Annotated in this window: 16 protein-coding genes, 2 tRNA genes and 1 pseudogene; 13 read left to right on the top strand and 6 right to left on the bottom strand. The window is 65.9% G+C overall.

What is annotated here, in order from left to right:
• Positions 1 to 78: 78 nt before the first annotated feature.
• Positions 79 to 306, bottom strand: coding sequence for a DUF1127 domain-containing protein (locus tag JSE7799_RS15065; protein WP_055664341.1), 228 nt, complete (start codon positions 304 to 306; stop codon positions 79 to 81).
• Positions 307 to 420: 114 nt separating this feature from the next.
• On the opposite strand from JSE7799_RS15065, the gene JSE7799_RS15060 reads away from it, so the two are divergent.
• The 8 genes from JSE7799_RS15060 to JSE7799_RS15025 all read left to right on the top strand — a co-directional run bounded on the left by JSE7799_RS15060 (position 421) and on the right by JSE7799_RS15025 (position 6,645).
• Complete coding sequence (locus JSE7799_RS15060; protein WP_055664340.1) at positions 421 to 1,809, top strand: aminotransferase-like domain-containing protein; 1,389 nt, start codon at positions 421 to 423, stop codon at positions 1,807 to 1,809.
• A gap of 154 nt (positions 1,810 to 1,963) precedes the next feature.
• On the top strand, positions 1,964 to 2,425 hold the full coding sequence (gene rplM / locus JSE7799_RS15055) for a 50S ribosomal protein L13 (protein ID WP_055664339.1): 462 nt from the start codon (positions 1,964 to 1,966) through the stop codon (positions 2,423 to 2,425).
• A gap of 2 nt (positions 2,426 to 2,427) precedes the next feature.
• Positions 2,428 to 2,931, top strand: a complete 504-nt coding sequence (gene rpsI / locus JSE7799_RS15050; RefSeq protein ID WP_055664359.1) for a 30S ribosomal protein S9 — start codon at positions 2,428 to 2,430, stop codon at positions 2,929 to 2,931.
• 135 nt (positions 2,932 to 3,066) lie between these two features.
• Positions 3,067 to 3,378, top strand: coding sequence for a hypothetical protein (locus JSE7799_RS15045; RefSeq protein ID WP_055664338.1), 312 nt, complete (start codon positions 3,067 to 3,069; stop codon positions 3,376 to 3,378).
• A 60-nt stretch (positions 3,379 to 3,438) separates the two neighbouring features.
• Positions 3,439 to 4,296, top strand: coding sequence for an ABC transporter permease (locus JSE7799_RS15040; protein WP_245624909.1), 858 nt, complete (start codon positions 3,439 to 3,441; stop codon positions 4,294 to 4,296).
• Positions 4,296 to 5,093, top strand: coding sequence for an ABC transporter permease (locus JSE7799_RS15035; RefSeq protein ID WP_055664336.1), 798 nt, complete (start codon positions 4,296 to 4,298; stop codon positions 5,091 to 5,093). Before JSE7799_RS15040 ends, JSE7799_RS15035 begins: the two co-directional genes overlap by 1 nt.
• Positions 5,090 to 6,169 carry an ABC transporter ATP-binding protein gene (locus tag JSE7799_RS15030; RefSeq protein ID WP_055664335.1) on the top strand — a complete coding sequence of 360 codons (1,080 nt, stop codon included), beginning with the start codon at positions 5,090 to 5,092 and terminating at the stop codon, positions 6,167 to 6,169. The genes JSE7799_RS15035 and JSE7799_RS15030 overlap by 4 nt, the downstream gene beginning before the upstream one ends.
• A gap of 23 nt (positions 6,170 to 6,192) precedes the next feature.
• Positions 6,193 to 6,645: an SH3 domain-containing protein gene (locus tag JSE7799_RS15025; protein ID WP_055664334.1), complete on the top strand. Its 453-nt coding sequence runs from the start codon at positions 6,193 to 6,195 to the stop codon at positions 6,643 to 6,645.
• A gap of 24 nt (positions 6,646 to 6,669) precedes the next feature.
• Here JSE7799_RS15025 and rnd read toward each other — a convergent pair whose 3' ends face one another.
• From rnd to purM, 3 genes are read right to left on the bottom strand one after another with little or no spacing between them, the layout of a single operon-like run.
• Positions 6,670 to 7,827, bottom strand: a complete 1,158-nt coding sequence (gene rnd, locus JSE7799_RS15020) for a ribonuclease D (RefSeq protein WP_055664333.1) — start codon at positions 7,825 to 7,827, stop codon at positions 6,670 to 6,672.
• 50 nt (positions 7,828 to 7,877) lie between these two features.
• Positions 7,878 to 8,501, bottom strand: coding sequence for a phosphoribosylglycinamide formyltransferase (gene purN, locus JSE7799_RS15015; RefSeq protein WP_083480617.1), 624 nt, complete (start codon positions 8,499 to 8,501; stop codon positions 7,878 to 7,880).
• Positions 8,498 to 9,547 carry a phosphoribosylformylglycinamidine cyclo-ligase gene (gene purM / locus JSE7799_RS15010; protein WP_055664332.1) on the bottom strand — a complete coding sequence of 350 codons (1,050 nt, stop codon included), beginning with the start codon at positions 9,545 to 9,547 and terminating at the stop codon, positions 8,498 to 8,500. The genes purN and purM overlap by 4 nt, the downstream gene beginning before the upstream one ends.
• Positions 9,548 to 9,846: 299 nt before the next feature.
• On the opposite strand from purM, the gene JSE7799_RS21420 reads away from it, so the two are divergent.
• Together JSE7799_RS21420 and JSE7799_RS15000 are read left to right on the top strand one after the other, a co-directional pair.
• A complete protein-coding gene (locus JSE7799_RS21420; protein WP_222101787.1) occupies positions 9,847 to 10,041 on the top strand; it encodes a hypothetical protein in 195 nt (64 codons plus the stop codon).
• A 6-nt stretch (positions 10,042 to 10,047) separates the two neighbouring features.
• Positions 10,048 to 10,124: transfer RNA gene (locus JSE7799_RS15000), tRNA-Ile, on the top strand.
• Here JSE7799_RS15000 and JSE7799_RS14995 read toward each other — a convergent pair.
• Positions 10,103 to 11,404: an ATP-binding protein gene (locus JSE7799_RS14995; RefSeq protein WP_055664357.1), complete on the bottom strand. Its 1,302-nt coding sequence runs from the start codon at positions 11,402 to 11,404 to the stop codon at positions 10,103 to 10,105. The genes JSE7799_RS15000 and JSE7799_RS14995 overlap by 22 nt on opposite strands.
• On the opposite strand from JSE7799_RS14995, the gene JSE7799_RS14990 reads away from it, so the two are divergent.
• The 3 genes from JSE7799_RS14990 to JSE7799_RS14980 all read left to right on the top strand — a co-directional run bounded on the left by JSE7799_RS14990 (position 11,403) and on the right by JSE7799_RS14980 (position 14,476).
• The gene (locus tag JSE7799_RS14990; RefSeq protein ID WP_144431742.1) at positions 11,403 to 12,287 is read left to right on the top strand and encodes an MBL fold metallo-hydrolase; all 885 of its coding nucleotides are present in this window, start codon (positions 11,403 to 11,405) and stop codon (positions 12,285 to 12,287) included. The genes JSE7799_RS14995 and JSE7799_RS14990 overlap by 2 nt on opposite strands.
• Before the next feature lie 59 nt (positions 12,288 to 12,346).
• A tRNA-Asn gene (locus JSE7799_RS14985) sits at positions 12,347 to 12,421 on the top strand.
• A gap of 336 nt (positions 12,422 to 12,757) precedes the next feature.
• Positions 12,758 to 14,476 (top strand): site-specific integrase, encoded by a 1,719-nt coding sequence (locus tag JSE7799_RS14980; protein ID WP_144431741.1) that lies wholly within the window; start codon positions 12,758 to 12,760, stop codon positions 14,474 to 14,476.
• Between the two features lie 52 nt (positions 14,477 to 14,528).
• Here the strand turns inward: JSE7799_RS14980 and JSE7799_RS14975 are convergent.
• A pseudogene (locus JSE7799_RS14975) lies at positions 14,529 to 15,006 on the bottom strand (ATP-binding protein); the annotation flags it as partial.

Raw genomic sequence — 15,006 nt, 5'->3', positions numbered from 1 at the left:
TCGCCAAGGTTGCCGCAAAAAAGTGGCCGGGTGCGCCATGCGCGACCCGGCCGAGGGGGGAGAGGTTCGGGTCGCCGCTCAGGCGCGCCAAAACGGCTTGGCCGCCTCGCGCAGCGCCTCGGCCGTCGTGAGCCCCAGATCAGGAAGCCGCGCCGGGTCGATCTGACGGAGTGCGGCACGGGTGCGGGCACGGGTCTCCCAAGCCGCCAGCGTCTCACCTGCGGCAACCAGCATCCGCGCTGCGGGCGAAGCGGTGAGAGGAACGTGCAGGTTCAGAGCGGAATTGTTGAGCGCGAGAGACGCCATGGGATGTCCTTTCGGCGAGAAGCCTTTGTGCCGACTTGTGTTGATACAATTAAGCCACTAGGGTATTTCACATAGATACAATCGGGCACCGCCGGAGACCAGAGAAACATTGTCATGAGTACAATCACGAATGCGAATGTCATTGAGGTCGATTTCGGCGCCGATTCGCGCCCGAAATATCTCGTGCTTGAATCCGCCGTTCGCGCGGCTGTCGATGGCGGCCATCTGCCCCCGGGTTCTCGCCTGCCCCCGGTCCGCGATCTAGCCTTCAAGGTCGGCGTCACGCCGGGCACCGTCGCGCGCGTCTATCGCCACCTGACGGAGACGGGTCTGCTCGAGGCCGCCGTCGGACGCGGCACCTTCGTCGCCACACCGCGCCCGCCGGAGCGCGGGTTGGCGGAACCGGAGCGTGCCGGGACCGTGAACCTGCGCACCAGCCAAGTCATCGACGTGGGACAGGCCGGGCGCATTGCCGCGATCATGGCGGATATGGGCGCAAATCCAGAAGGATACGGGACCTATCCCGTGCGGCAATCCGACGAGACGCTGCGCAATATCCTCTCGGACTGGATGGCCGAGACCGGGGCGGTCCCTGTTGCCGGCGAGGACATGGTCCTGACGCTCGGCGCGCAGCATGCGATGGTCCTTCTGGGGCACGCGCTGCTTTCGGGACCGCGACCGGTGATCCTGACGGAGGAATTGTGCTATCCGGGCTTCCGCCATGCTGCGGGTCTCGTGCGGGCGGAACTGCGCGGCGTACCCTTCGACAGCGAGGGACTGCGACCCGATGCGCTGGAGCGCATGGCGTCCCATACCGGGGCACAGATGCTCGTCACCTCGTCGGAGGCACACAATCCCACGGCGATGCGGACATCCTCGACGCGACGCCAGCAGATTGTGTCCATCGCAGAGAGATACAATCTGCAGATCGTCGACGACGATTGCTTCTCCTGCCCGCCCTCCGGCCCGGCTTATCGCGATCTCGCCCCGGAGCGCACGTGGCTCGTCACATCGCTGTCCAAGACGATTTCACCCGCGCTTCGCCTTGGCCTGATCGGTGCGCCGCCGGGCCGGGTGGACGAAGCACTGTCGGCCGCACAGCAGCAGTTCTTCGGCCTGCCCCGCCCGCAGATCGATCTGGTCGAGGCGCTGATCCGCTCGGGCGAGGCGACCGCCATCCGCCGCGATGTGCTGACCGCCCAGAGCGCGCGCGTGCAGACGGCCCGGGACATCCTCGGGATGCACGACATCACCCTGCGCGACGACGCGCCGTTCAGTTGGCTGCGCCTGCCCCGCGGGTGGCGCGCCTCGTCATTCTGCCGCGCGGCCGAGGCGGAGGGCATCCTGCTGAAGGCCGCCGATGAGTTCGCGCTGGTCGATGGCCATGCGCCGAACGCGGTCCGGCTGGCGCTGAACGGAACATTGCAGGATTCGCGCTTTGCCGCCGCGCTGGAGAAACTGGCCCGCCTGCTGGACCGCCCGCCGATGGAAGTGGACACCTGAAAACGGTGGGGTAAAATAGAACCCCAAAAGTAACATGCTGTTATAGCGAGATATTCACTGGGTGATACGCGTTGACACCGCGCCCGCGCTCTCTATAAGCGCGCCATCCGGGGCCTCGCCCCGCCCCCTTCAACCGATCGGACAAGGCTAGGCCATGAAGACCTTCACCATGACCCCTGACCAGATCGACAAGAAGTGGATCCTGATCGACGCCGAAGGCATCGTTCTGGGCCGCCTCGCGTCGATCATCGCCATGCGCCTGCGTGGCAAGCACAAGGCGACTTTCACGCCGTCCATGGATATGGGCGACAACGTGATCGTCATCAACGCCGAGAAGATCCAGCTGACCGGCAATCACCGCGACCGCCCGCATTACCGCCACACCGGCCATCCGGGCGGCATCAAGATGCAGACCACGGGCCAGATCCTCGAGGGCAAGTACCCCGAGCGCGTGATCATGCAGGCCGTCAAGCGGATGCTTCCGGGCAACAAGCTCTCGCGCCAGCAGATGACGAACCTTCGTGTCTATGCCGGGGCCGCGCACCCGCACGAGGCGCAGTCGCCCGAAGTGCTCGACGTCAAGTCGATGAACCCCAAGAACACCCGGAGCGCATGATCATGGCCGAACAGATCAACTCCCTCGAAGATCTCAAGGGCGCCGTCGACACGAGCGGTGTCGAAGGTGGCGAGGTCCTGCTGGACACCTCCGCCCCGCGTGAGCCGATCCGCGACGAGCTGGGCCGGTCCTACGCCACCGGCAAGCGCAAGGACGCGGTCGCCCGCGTCTGGATCAAGCCGGGCTCCGGCAAGGTCACGGTCAACGGCAAGCCGATTAACGAGTACTTCGCTCGCCCCGTGCTGCAGATGATCCTCAAGCAGCCGTTCCAGATCACCGATCGCGAGGGCCAATTCGACGTGATGGCCACCGTCAAGGGCGGCGGACTTTCGGGTCAGGCTGGCGCCGTGAAGCACGGTGTCTCGAAGGCTCTGCAATTCTATGAGCCCGGCCTGCGCGCGGCGCTCAAGGCCGCGGGTTTCCTGACGCGCGACAGCCGCGTGGTGGAGCGCAAGAAGTACGGCAAGGCCAAGGCCCGGAAGAGCTTCCAGTTCTCCAAGCGCTGATCGCCCCACCGACAGCAGCGAAGGCCCGCCCCTCCGGCGGGCCTTTTTTCGTTGTAGGGCCGCCGGACACGGCTCAAAAACGCGTCCCGCAAATCGCGCCTTGCCATGCGGCTTCAGGTACCGTTCCCTAATTCCATGTTCGCGCGCGCAGCCCTTTTTCTCGTCGCCTCCTGCGGATGGGCCGTTCTGTTCTTTGGCGGATGGATCGCCTGGCGCGGCGTCACGCTCTATTCCAACGATCCGGTCCTCATGGGCACGGGAGGCGGGCTGGCCATCGGCGGGCTCCTTGTGGTGGGGCTCTCGATCGGCGCCGGGGCGCAGCTTTCCACCGCGCGCGACACGGCTGCGATGCGGGAAATGATGGAGGCGGCGCAACAGACCCGACCGCCGCCCAAACCGAGCACAGCATCGGGCCGTACCGAGCCCGCGTTGCGGCGAAGCGACTGACGCCCCTTGCCCCCGGGCGGCCCGCGCGCGAAGAGTTCGCAACGAACGGTGGGGACGCATTTGCAGCAGGACACGAAACGCGGGCTCACGCTCATCGCGCCGCCTCTCGGTTATGCGGTGGCGCTTCTTGCCGTGCCCCTCATCGCCATCGTCATCTTCAGTTTCTGGACACAGGACTACCTGACGATCGACCGCACGCTCAGCCTGCGCAATTATCGCGAGGCGCTGACCGATCCGATCTACGGCGCGATCATGCTGCGCAGCCTCGGGATCTCGGGGTCGGTGACGCTCATCACCGTGATGCTTGCCTTTCCGGTCGCCTATTTCGTGAGCTTCCGCGTCCCGCCCGCGCACAAATCGCTGTGGCTGTTCCTCATCACGATCCCCTTCTGGACGAGCTATCTGCTGCGAATCTTCCTGTGGAAGGTGATTCTCGGCTATAACGGCGTGGTGAATTCGGTCCTGACCGGCATCGGCCTGATTGATGAGCCTTTGAGCTGGATTCTCTACAACGCAAACGCGGTCGTCATCACCCTGTCCCACGCATTCGCCCCATTCGCGATCCTGCCGATCTTCGTCGCGCTGGAAAAGATCGATCGCTCGCTTCTCGAAGCGTCGCGCGACCTGGGCGAGAACGCGATGACGACGTTCCTGCGGGTGACACTGCCCTTGGCGGCGCCCGGCGTGGTGGCGGCCCTGCTGATCGTGTTCATTCCGACGGTCGGCGATTACGTCACACCCGCGCAGGTGGGCGGCGCCGGCGGCACGATGATCGCCAACGTCATCCAGGCACAGTTCCGCGATCTCAACAACGCGCCACTGGGTGCGGCCCTGTCGGTCTTGGCCATGCTGATCGTGACCGTGCTCGCCTTGGGGACGATCTGGATCGCGCGCCGCCTGTCGGGGGGACGGGACTGATGCTGCGCGCCTACACGCTCGCCTTCCTCGTCTTCCTGTATGCGCCGATCGCATTGCTGCCGATCTTCGCGTTCAACTCGGGCACCGTCATCGCATTTCCGCTCGACGGCTTCACGACGCGCTGGTTCTCGGCCGTCTTCTCGAACCGGGAATTGCACGCCGCTTTGGGCAACTCGCTCTTCGTGGCGGTGCTGTCGGCCGTGCTCTCGGTCCTGCTCGGGCTGGCGGCGGCGCGGGCCAATATCCGCTACCGGTTCCGGGGCAAGACGGCGGCAATGGGGCTGATCATGATCCCGCTCGTCCTGCCGGAGATCATCGTGGCGACGTCGTTGCTGGTCGTGATCGTCCGCTTCCTCAACCTGCCCCTGTCGCTCTGGTCGCTGATCGCGGCGCATGTCCTGATCTGCGTGCCCTTCGCCGTCGCGATCCTGAACGCCAGCTTTCAGGCTCTCGACCCGGCGCTGGAGGAGGCCGCCATCGATCTGGGCGAGACGCGGGCGTCGACCTTTCGACGGGTCACCCTGCCCTTGGTCATGCCGGGCATCGTGGCGTCGCTCCTCATCAGCTTCACCATCTCGCTCGACGAGTTCATCATCGCCTTCTTCCTCACCGGCTCGGACGTGACCCTGCCGGTCTACATCTGGTCGCTGCTGAGGTTCCCGAAGCAGCTGCCGATCATCATGGCCCTCGGCACGCTTCTGGTGCTGGCCTCGGTCCTGATCCTCACAATTGCCGAATGGATGCGCCGGCGCGGATTGGCGCGGGCCGGCAAGAATGACAGCGGAGGCTTCCTTTGAGCCGCGACAACGACCCGCTCATCCGCCTCGGCGGACTTGAGAAATACTTCGGCGATTATCACGCGCTGCGAGGAATCGACCTCGACATTGGCGCGGGCGAGTTCTTTTCGCTGCTCGGACCGTCGGGTTGCGGCAAGACGACCCTCCTCCGCGTGATCGCGGGATTCGAGGGCGTGGATGCGGGAACGGTGGCCATCGGGGGGCGCGACATGACGCGTGTGTCGCCGAACCGGCGGCCCACGAACATGGTCTTTCAGTCCTACGCGATTTTTCCGCATCTAAGCGTCGGACGGAACGTGGGCTTCGGCCTGCGCAAGGTTTCCGGCGACGCGGCGGAGAAGCGCAAGCGCGTGGACGAGGCTCTGGAGATGGTCGGGCTGGCCGGCTACGGCGACCGCGCCGCCCATGCCCTTTCGGGCGGCCAGCGGCAGCGCGTCGCGCTGGCCCGTGCGCTGGTCCTCCGCCCGAAGGTCCTGCTTCTCGATGAGCCGCTATCTGCCCTCGACAAGAAGATGCGCGAGCAGATGCAGGTGGAGTTGATCCGCCTGCAGCGTCAGGTCGGCATCACCTTCATTCTGGTCACCCACGATCAGGAAGAGGCCTTGGTCATGTCCGATCGCATCGCCGTCATGTTCGAAGGCTCCATCGCCCAGGTCGCCGAGGCCGAGGCGCTGTATCGCCGCCCGATAGACCGCCGCGTCGCGGAATTCATCGGCGTGATGAACTTCCTGCCCGCTTCGATATCCGACGGCGTGGTGGAGGTTGCGGGGCTGGGGAAGATCGTCGCCGACGACCTGCAATCGACCGCCGCCACGAATGGCGCTCCCGTCGCCGGCTTCCGCCCCGAGACCGCGACCATCCTGTTCCCCGGCCAGGACGCCCCCGGCCGCATCGCCGAAGGTCGTATTGCAGAGGTCGTCTATTACGGGGACATGACTTATTACGACGTGCGGCTCGACGGCTGCGACAAGCCGGTCCGCATCTCCATGCGCAACGTCTTCGGCCGCCCTGTGCTGGAGATCGGCGCGCAGGCCCGGCTGTCCTGGTCGCCCGGCGCCGTGACGCTGTTCTGCTGAACGACAACCGAACGGAGATCCCGATGCGCTTCCTCCTCCCCGCCCTCCTTCTGGCAACCGGTGCCGCGGCGCAGGACCTCTACGTCGCCGATAGCGACGAGGGATACCTGAACCTGCGCGGAGGTCCCGGCACGCATCACGACATCGTACGCCGCCTCGAGCCCGGCGACCGTGTATCGGTTGAGGAGGAAATGGGCCGCTGGGCGCGTGTGCGCCTGCCCTCGGGGGAACGGGGTTGGGCGTCGCTCGATTACCTCGAACAGGGATCGGCGCCTTCGGGCGATGCGCTGTTCGTTTCGACGACGGGCGCCGGATGGCTGAACCTCCGGTCGGGGCCGGGCACGCAGTTCGAAGTGCTGCGCCGGATGTATCCCGGCGACCGGCTCGTCTCGCTGGAGAGACAGGGAGATTGGCTGCGCATCCGCCACGTCTCGGGCGCCACGGGTTGGGCGCACCGGGACTACGTCACGCGCTGATCCAGAAAATCCTTTCGGATCAGCCTAGAGCGGGATGATCTTGACGTTCTGCCCCTTGCAGGCGAGCGCGATTTCCCCCTCGCAAAGCCGGAGAGCATCCTGTCCGAAGACCTCGCCACGCCAACCGTGTGCCCAATCGCCCTCGCGCGCACCAGCCGCGATGTCGTCGAGATCCGACGCGGTCGCGATCAGCTTTGACGCGACGCCGGCGCTTTCGGACTTGGCCTTGAGCAGCACCCGCAGCAGGTCGGCCAACGCGCCGTTGATCTGATCGCGGGCTTTCTGCGGGGACGCCTCGGGCATCTCGTCCTTCGGCACCGCCGCCCCGGCAGCGATCGCGGCGATGATCCCGTCGGCAATCGCACCCTTGCGCGCCTCGCGCAGAAGCAGCCGCGCCTTGCCGAGGTCGGTCGCATCTTTTGGCTTTAGCGACACGAGTTCCAACAAGGCGTCATCCTTGAAGACCCGCGTGCGCGGCACGTTATTTTCCTGCGCGTAGCTCTCGCGGAACGCCGCCAACTCCCGTGCGATGGCGAGAAAGCGGGGTGTGGGGTTCCGTGTCTTGAGACGGCGGTAAGCCTCGCGCGGCTCGACGCGATAGGTCGCGGGGTCGCGCAGGACGTCCATCTCCTCCTCGACCCACTTTGTGCGGCCGGATTTCTTCAGCTCGGCGGCTAGATATTCGTAAACGTCGCGCAGATGCGTCACGTCGGCCAGCGCATAGGCCTTCTGCGCATCCGAGAGCGGCCGGCGCGACCAGTCGGTGAAGCGGCTCGACTTGTCGACCTGCGCCTTGGCGATCCGCCGCACCAACGTCTCGTACCCGACCTGCTCGCCGAAGCCGCACACCATCGCGGCGACCTGCGTGTCGAAAAGCGGATGCGGGATCACGCCGCCCTCGATAGCGAAGATCTCCAGATCCTGCCGCGCGGCGTGAAACACCTTCATTACGCTCTCGTCGCGGAACAGATTGTAGAGCGGCGCAAGGTCCAGCCCCTCCGCCAGCGGATCCACCAGCACGGCATCGCCCACACCGTCGCCCGGAAAGGCAAGCTGCACGAGGCACAGCTTCGAGTAATAGGTCCGCTCCCGCAGGAATTCGGTGTCGACGGTGACGTAGGGGGCCTTGGCGGCCGTCTCGCAGAAAGCGGCGAGCGCGTCGGTCGTCGTGATGGTGTTGATCGTCGAGGCAGGAATGGTCGTGGCCTTTCGGGTCGATGGGTGCCTCCGGTCTAAAACATCCCCTCGGCGGGTGGAAGATCCAGCATTTCGCGGCAGCCGGATGCGAAACGGCGCAGGACGGCCGGGTAGAGCCGGTGTTCCGCCGTCAGCACGCGCGCGGCGAGCGTCTCGGGCGTGTCGTCCGGGCGAACGGGCACGCGGGCTTGTCCCAGCACCGGTCCGCCATCGAGATCGGCGGTCACTTCATGCACGCTACACCCCGCCTCCGCGTCGCCCGCCGCCAATGCGCGGGCATGGGTATCGAGCCCGCGATACTTCGGCAGGAGCGACGGGTGGATGTTGAGCATCCGGCCCGCCCAGCGATCCACAAAGCGGCCCGTCAGGATCCGCATGAAGCCGGCCAGCGCGATGATGTCGGGCGCGGCATGTTCCAGCTCCGCCTGCAGGGCCTCCTCGAACGCGGCACGGTCGCCGCCGAATGCCCGATGTGCGATGGCGACGGCAGGCACGTTGCGCGCGGCGGCGAGAGCCAGCCCGCCCGCCTCCGGGTCATTCGACACAACCAGGCACGGCTCGGCCGGATGGTCGGGGTCGCGCATGTCGTCGAGCAAGCGCATCATGTTCGAGCCGCCGCCCGAAATCAGGATCGCAACCCGTTTGCGTCCGCCGCTCAAAGCGCCAGCGCGCCCTCGTAGCGCACACCTTGCCCACCGGTGACTGTGCCGATGCGGAAAACCCGCTCCCCCCGTTCGACCAGCAGGTCGGTCAGGGCGTCGGCCCGGTCGGGCGCCACCACGGCGACCATGCCGATGCCGCAATTGAAGGTCTTGAGCATTTCCCGCTCGGCAATTCCCCCGGAATGGGCGAGCCAGCCAAAAACCGGCTCTGGCTGCCACGACGCAAGGTCGATCGTCGCGCCGAGCCCTTCGGGCAGGACGCGCGGCAGGTTTTCGGTCAGCCCGCCGCCGGTGATGTGAGCCAGCGCGTGCACCCCGCCTGCCCGTATCGCGGCAAGCGCGGGCCCGACGTAAAGCCGCGTGGATGCCAGGAGCGCCGCCCCGAGCGGCGCGTCGGCGAAGGGCGCGGGATCGTCCCATGACAGCCCCGCCCGCTCCGCCACGCGGCGCACCAGGGAGAAGCCGTTGGAATGGACCCCGTTCGAGGCGAGGCCAAGTAAGATGTCCCCCTCGGCCACCTCCGCAGGCAGTGCGGTGCCCCGCTCCATCGCGCCGACGGCGAAACCGGCAAGGTCGAAATCGCCCGCGCCATACATGCCGGGCATTTCCGCCGTCTCGCCTCCGATCAAGGCCGTGCCGCAGGCTGCGCAGCCGGAAGCGATGCCCTCGATCACCCGCGCGGCGGCGTCGGTCTCCAACTTTCCGGTGGCAAAATAGTCGAGGAAGAACAGCGGCTCGGCGCCCTGACAGACAAGGTCGTTGACGCACATCGCCACCAGATCAACGCCGACGCCGTCGAGCATTCCCGTATCAATGGCGAGCCGGAGCTTCGTTCCCACCCCGTCCGTCGCCGCAACCAGGATCGGATCGACATAGCCCGCCGCCTTCGGGTCGAACAGCGCGCCGAACCCACCAAGCCCGGACATCGTGCCCGGCCGGGTCGTGCGGCGGGCGGCCGGCGCGATACGATCGACCAGCGCATTGCCCGCGTCGATATCCACGCCCGCATCGCCGTAGGTCAGACCTTTGGTGGCGTCGCTCATTCGGGGCTCTCCTTTCGGCCTTTGCCGCGCAGTAGCAGCCGGGCCGCGCGCCTTCAACGCCGCTGCTTGAGCACGCCGCGCGCGCCGGGGCCAATAGAGAACCGGGGCAGCAGGACGCAAAACAGATCCGGGAGGGTCGGGATCCGGAGCTTTCGGCATTTCGCCGCAAGAAGCCCCATCCGCCCATGGGCGCGATAGGGTAGAAGGCGCAGCCTGAAGGGCCGCAGAGGCCCCGCCGGTTGCCGGAAGCAGCGAGGTCCCGACGCTGCGCCGGCAGGTGGCGCCCGGTTTCGCCCGACATGCATTCCGACCATAATCTGCGGGATCTGCGCGACGGCGCCAACGGCACGCCGCGCGCCCGCGAATCGGCTTGGAAGGATTTCCGGGACGACGAGCATGTCGCATGTCAAAAACAGCGCCTTGAACCGCCGCCTGATCGCGCCTTTCCCATCCGTCCTCGTATTGACCGCCGCGAAAGGTCTGGTATCCGGTGACTTCGGGGGCCTGTAGCTCAATTGGTTAGAGCAGAGCGCTCATAACGCTTTGGTTGCGGGTTCAAGTCCTGCCGGGCCTACCATCCCCCTTCGGAAACCAACCGCGCGGCACGACGATCTCCGCCTTGAGGCCGCCCAATTCGGAGCGGCCCAGCCGGAGCGTGCCACCATGCGCCCGCGCGACATCGGCCACAATGGACAGGCCCAGCCCCACATTGCCCACCGTGTTGGACCTCGCCCCGTCGAGCCGCGCGAAGGGGCGGGTCGCGGCCTCGCGTTGCGTCTCGGGAATGCCGGGGCCGTCATCCTCCACCGTGACGACGGCCGCCGTCTCGCCTCCGTGGACGCGCACGCGCACCTGCTCGCCGTAGGAGAGCGCGTTCTTGACGAGATTGGCCACCGCGCGGCGCATGCCCTCGGGATAGAGCGGCGCGCGCATCTCGACGGTCTCCAGCGCAACGTCACGGTCGGGTGCGGACATGGCCACCGTTTCGCGAACCAGTTCGCCCAGATCGACCACGAGCAGCGTGTCGGTCGCGCTGTCACGGGCGAAGTCGAGAAAGGTGTCGATGATCCGCTCCATCGCGGCAACATCCTGAGACAGCGCCTCGGCCTCCTCGCCCTCCATCATCGACAGTTCCAGCTTCATCCGCGTCAGCGGCGTGCGCAGATCGTGGCTGACGCCCGACAGAAGGAGGGTTCGCTGCTCGATATGGCGCTCGATCCGGGCGCGCATGGCGAGGAAGGCGGTCCCCGCCGCACGCACCTCCGCCGCCCCTGTGGGCCGGTAATCCGCCAACTCGCCGCGCCCGAAGGCCTCCGCCGCGCGGGCCAGCCGCCGGATCGGGCGAATCTGGCCGCGCATGAACAGGAACGACACCGCGGTCATCACCAGCGCGACGGCGACCATCAGCACTGGAAGCTGATGCGGATTGGCCGCCGAGACGTTGCGCCGGTCGAATTGCATGCCCGTTCCGTTCGCAAAGCCCAGCCAGACGGTGCGCCGAGTCGTGGAGGTGTCGACCGCGGTGAGATTCGGCAGGATCTCGACAAGCGCCTCACGCATCGCCCGCGCCGAAAGGTCCCAAGCGCGGATCCGGTCGCGGGCGGGCGGTGCGGTCAGTTCGATATCCAGCGCCGGAGCCAGCGCCGGCTCCTCCAGCACGAGCGCGATCTCGCGCGCCATGTTTCCCGTCATCTGCACGGTGACGTCCTCGTAATGGCGTTGCAAGAACATCACCGCGACGGCAAGCTGGATCGTGACGATCGGAACGATCAGGATCAGGGCCGCGCGCGCATAGAAGCTGCGCGGCAGCCAGCGGCGCGACAGGCCGTGGAGATAGGCGTCGGAGGTCTCGTACATGACAGCACGCTATCCGCCGGACGGGATGGTCGAAAGGGGCTTGGTGCGGGTCCTGGCGCCGAATCCGTCACCGATGACCGCCGAGGGAACGAATACGTTCGTGCTGGGCACCGACGAGATGGCGGTGATCGATCCCGGCCCCGCCGACCCCGTCCATCTGGACCGGATTGTAGACATCTTGGCGGGTCGTCCGGTGGCGGCGGTTCTGGTCACACATTCCCATGTGGATCATTCGCCGGGGGCACGGCCGTTGGCCGACCGTGTCGACGCACCGGTCCTCGCCTTCGGGAGGTCCGGTGCGGGCCGCTCGCCGGCGTCGGCCGCCCTGCCCGGCCTTGGCGGTGGTGAAGGGGTCCAGATGGATTTCGCCCCCGACCGGACACTTGCCGACGGAGAGGTCGTCGCGTCAGATAGCTGGAGCCTCGTCGCACATCACACGCCGGGACACATGGCCAACCATCTGAGCTTCGAGTGGCGAGAGGCGCGCGCCGTCTTTACCGGCGACACGGTGATGGGTTGGGCCTCGACGATGATATCGCCGCCTGACGGTGAGCTCGGGCAGTTCATGGCCTCGCTCGACCGTCTCGAGGCGCTCGACGCCACCGTCTTTCACCCAGGCCACGGCGGCCCGATCAATATGCCCGCCGCCCGATGCCGCGAATTGCGTGCGCACCGTCAGGCGCGCGAGAGGCAGGTTCTGGCGGCGCTCGACACGCCCGCCAGAATCCCCGATCTCGTCGCACAGCTCTATGCCGGCACGCCTCCTGCCCTGCACCCGGCCGCGGCGCGAAATGTTCTGGCGCACCTGCTTCACCTCCACCAGCGCCACCTCGTCACAGCCGAAGGTGCCCCCGGCCCCGAAGCGATCTGGCGCCGGACTTGAAAAAATCGCCCTGCCCTCTTGCACCCCGATGCGCCTCCGGCTAATCCGACCCCCGGTATTCCGGCGTAGCTCAGCGGTAGAGCAGTTGACTGTTAATCAATTGGTCGTAGGTTCGATCCCTACCGCCGGAGCCAATTTCCTCAAGTAGCTGAAAACAAACGACTTCTCTTGAGGAGTCGCAGCGCGGCCGCATCTGGCACGATTCCTGGCACTCCGTCTGGCACTTCGCTGGCACAGGAGTCGGAGCGCTGCGAGTCCCTCACACAACCCAACATCACCTCGAATACCGTTCCACCGGCTTTCATTGGCGACGGCGCTGGCCGCCGCGCTGGTTCGCCGGCGAGAACCGAACCCCATCTAATAAATCGTCACTGCTCTTCTCGCTTCGAACGCATCTCCCGCTCGAAGCGAAGGTGCTGGCTCAGAGACTGACCTTTCTGACCGACATCGCCTTCGCCCGCAGGACGGAGATGACGACGATGGCGATCGGGCCGCATATCATGGCGAGCTACCTCGAAGAGTTGGGGTGCCTTCTTGTGGAGGCGCACGAGGTCGCACGTGAAGTCGCGCCGCAACTGACCGCCGAGGCAGCCGCCTTTGAGGCCGCTTGTTCACAGGCAGCCATCGATGCACTGCGCCATGCCCTGTCCCTACGGGACAGGGAGCAGGCGCGTCAGCCGCTCCGGGATGTGGCCGACAGGCTTGGACTCGCCCTCGATGAAGCCGACGAGGATTGGTCGCGTCTTGCTTACCGCGCCCTCCGCGTCATGCTGGACGCGTCTGAGGAGAACGCGCGCCGAGACGCGGGCGTTTTCGATACGCCCAGCCCGTTCTTTCGCTCGTCGCGCGCAGCCCGTATCGCAAGCCGATCTGCAATGGCCTCGGCAACGGTCGCCCCACCGGCCCGCCCCGCATCACCCCGACCGATCGTCACCGTTGCCCCGGTTCTGCCTGAGGTCACAACGTCTGTTCCTTCGGAGCCGATGCATGCGCCTACGGCGGACAGTGTCGTCCAGCCGCAAGCTGTCAAAGAGGAAAAGCCTGTCGAGCCGCAGCATGCTCCGGCAACGGTGAGCGAAGCGATCACAGTCGCCAACATGACGTTGGAAGACTATTTCGACCTCTACATCGCGAAGAAACTCGAAGGATTCACCGACGATTTCGGCGAAGAGGAAGTTCCCGACCCAGCGGTTGGCGAGGGCTGGAGAAAGTCGAGCAAGAACAACATGGAGGTCGGCAAACGGCTCTGGGTTGGTCTGCTCGGCAACCGCCCCCTTGGCGAAATTTCCGATGCTGACATTCGTGAAGCCAAGAAGAAGTTTCGGCGACTTCCCGAAACCCATGGCAAGAGTTGCTCCGAGACCCGGGATCTGGATGTGCTGATCGCGGAGACCGACGCCGAGGAGAAGCGCAACATCGAGGAAGCGGTGGCGGCAGCCAAACGTGCGGGAGGGTCGGAGGCCAAGATCGAACGGGCGCAACTCGACAACCTTATTCCGCGCATTCGGGTCGAGACGATCGTGAAGCACACGCGAGCGCTCAATCGGCCCGCCAAGATGATGGTCAAGCTGGGCATGCTCGAAACCAGCCCGTTCCAGAAGCACATGATCACCAACAAATCTGCCGAAGCGATGCGCAAGTCGGAGGAAACGCGCGACCGTCGTCCTTGGGACGACCGGATCTACAAACTCCTTGCCGCCCCGGTGTTCCGCGGGAACTGCGACGGCGTTGGCGATCCGATGTTCTGGGCCCCTCTCATGGCTCTGCTTGGCGGTGGCCGCGAGGAGGAGATCCTCCAGTTGTCTCCGGACGATTTCGAAACGACCGGAGGCATCCACTACTACCGGCTCCGCAACATGCCCGGGAACAGCATCAAATCGGACGCAAGTGAACGTGTGATCCCTGTCCATCCCGAACTCGTGCGGCTTGGGCTGATTGAACTGGTCGAGTTGCGGCGGAGAGAAGGCGAGCCACGTCTGTTCCCGCACCTCAAGCGCGGCAAGCACAAGGAAACATTCACCGAGCTGTTTACAAAGGAATTCACCAGGTACCGGCAGGCCCACAAGGTCTACTGGATCGGTTTGGACTTCCACGCTGTCAACGGCGGAGTAAAAACCGGCCACGCGGCGGCGCAAAACCAGGCCAGCGACAGGGCGCCAAGCGCCATGGCGCGCGCGCTTGCCGCATAGCTGGCGCGTGCCATGGCGCATTGGCCCGCAGGGCCAATCCTGTGGCGGGTGATCAGGTTCTGGCTTGGGCCTTTCGGGCGCGGCTTTGGCCGAGCCGATAGCTGTCGCCGTTCATCTCGAGGATGTTGACGTGGTGTGTCAGCCTGTCGAGCAGTGCGCCGGTCAGGCGTTCGGTGCCGAAGGTTTCGGTCCATTCGTCGAACGGCAGGTTGCTGGTGATCATCGTGGAGCCGCGCTCATAGCGCTGCGAGATCAGCTCGAACAAGAGCTCTGCGCCGGTCTTGCTCAGCGGCACGAAGCCCAGTTCGTCGATGATGAGCAGCTTGACGGCGGGCTGCTGCTTTTGCAGGCGGAGCAGACGGCGCTCGTCGCGCGCCTCCATCAGCTCGTTGACGAGGGTCGCGGCGGTTGTGAAGCTGACCGACGGCCCTTTCTGTCAGGCGGCCAACCCCAACCCGAGGGCAACATGGGTCTTGCCCGTCCCGCTCGGGCCGAGGGCGATGACGTTCTCGCGCCGATTTATCCACTCA

The organism is Jannaschia seosinensis (assembly GCF_001408515.1).
In the GTDB taxonomy this organism is placed as follows: Bacteria; Pseudomonadota; Alphaproteobacteria; order Rhodobacterales; family Rhodobacteraceae; genus Jannaschia; species Jannaschia seosinensis.
This window is presented reverse-complemented; position numbering and strand designations above follow the sequence as displayed.

Excerpts from the sequence above, each read along its gene's own strand:
- JSE7799_RS15065 (WP_055664341.1), bottom strand. The coding sequence starts at position 306 with ATGGCGTCTCTCGCGCTCAACAATTCCGCTCTGAACCTGCACGTTCCT.
- JSE7799_RS15060 (WP_055664340.1), top strand. The coding sequence starts at position 421 with ATGAGTACAATCACGAATGCGAATGTCATTGAGGTCGATTTCGGCGCC.
- rplM (WP_055664339.1), top strand. The coding sequence starts at position 1,964 with ATGAAGACCTTCACCATGACCCCTGACCAGATCGACAAGAAGTGGATC.
- rpsI (WP_055664359.1), top strand. The coding sequence starts at position 2,428 with ATGGCCGAACAGATCAACTCCCTCGAAGATCTCAAGGGCGCCGTCGAC.
- JSE7799_RS15045 (WP_055664338.1), top strand. The coding sequence starts at position 3,067 with ATGTTCGCGCGCGCAGCCCTTTTTCTCGTCGCCTCCTGCGGATGGGCC.
- JSE7799_RS15035 (WP_055664336.1), top strand. The coding sequence starts at position 4,296 with ATGCTGCGCGCCTACACGCTCGCCTTCCTCGTCTTCCTGTATGCGCCG.
- JSE7799_RS15025 (WP_055664334.1), top strand. The coding sequence starts at position 6,193 with ATGCGCTTCCTCCTCCCCGCCCTCCTTCTGGCAACCGGTGCCGCGGCG.
- purM (WP_055664332.1), bottom strand. The coding sequence starts at position 9,547 with ATGAGCGACGCCACCAAAGGTCTGACCTACGGCGATGCGGGCGTGGAT.
- JSE7799_RS21420 (WP_222101787.1), top strand. The coding sequence starts at position 9,847 with ATGCATTCCGACCATAATCTGCGGGATCTGCGCGACGGCGCCAACGGC.
- JSE7799_RS14990 (WP_144431742.1), top strand. The coding sequence starts at position 11,403 with ATGACAGCACGCTATCCGCCGGACGGGATGGTCGAAAGGGGCTTGGTG.
- JSE7799_RS14995 (WP_055664357.1), bottom strand. The coding sequence starts at position 11,404 with ATGTACGAGACCTCCGACGCCTATCTCCACGGCCTGTCGCGCCGCTGG.
- JSE7799_RS14980 (WP_144431741.1), top strand. The coding sequence starts at position 12,758 with ATGACGACGATGGCGATCGGGCCGCATATCATGGCGAGCTACCTCGAA.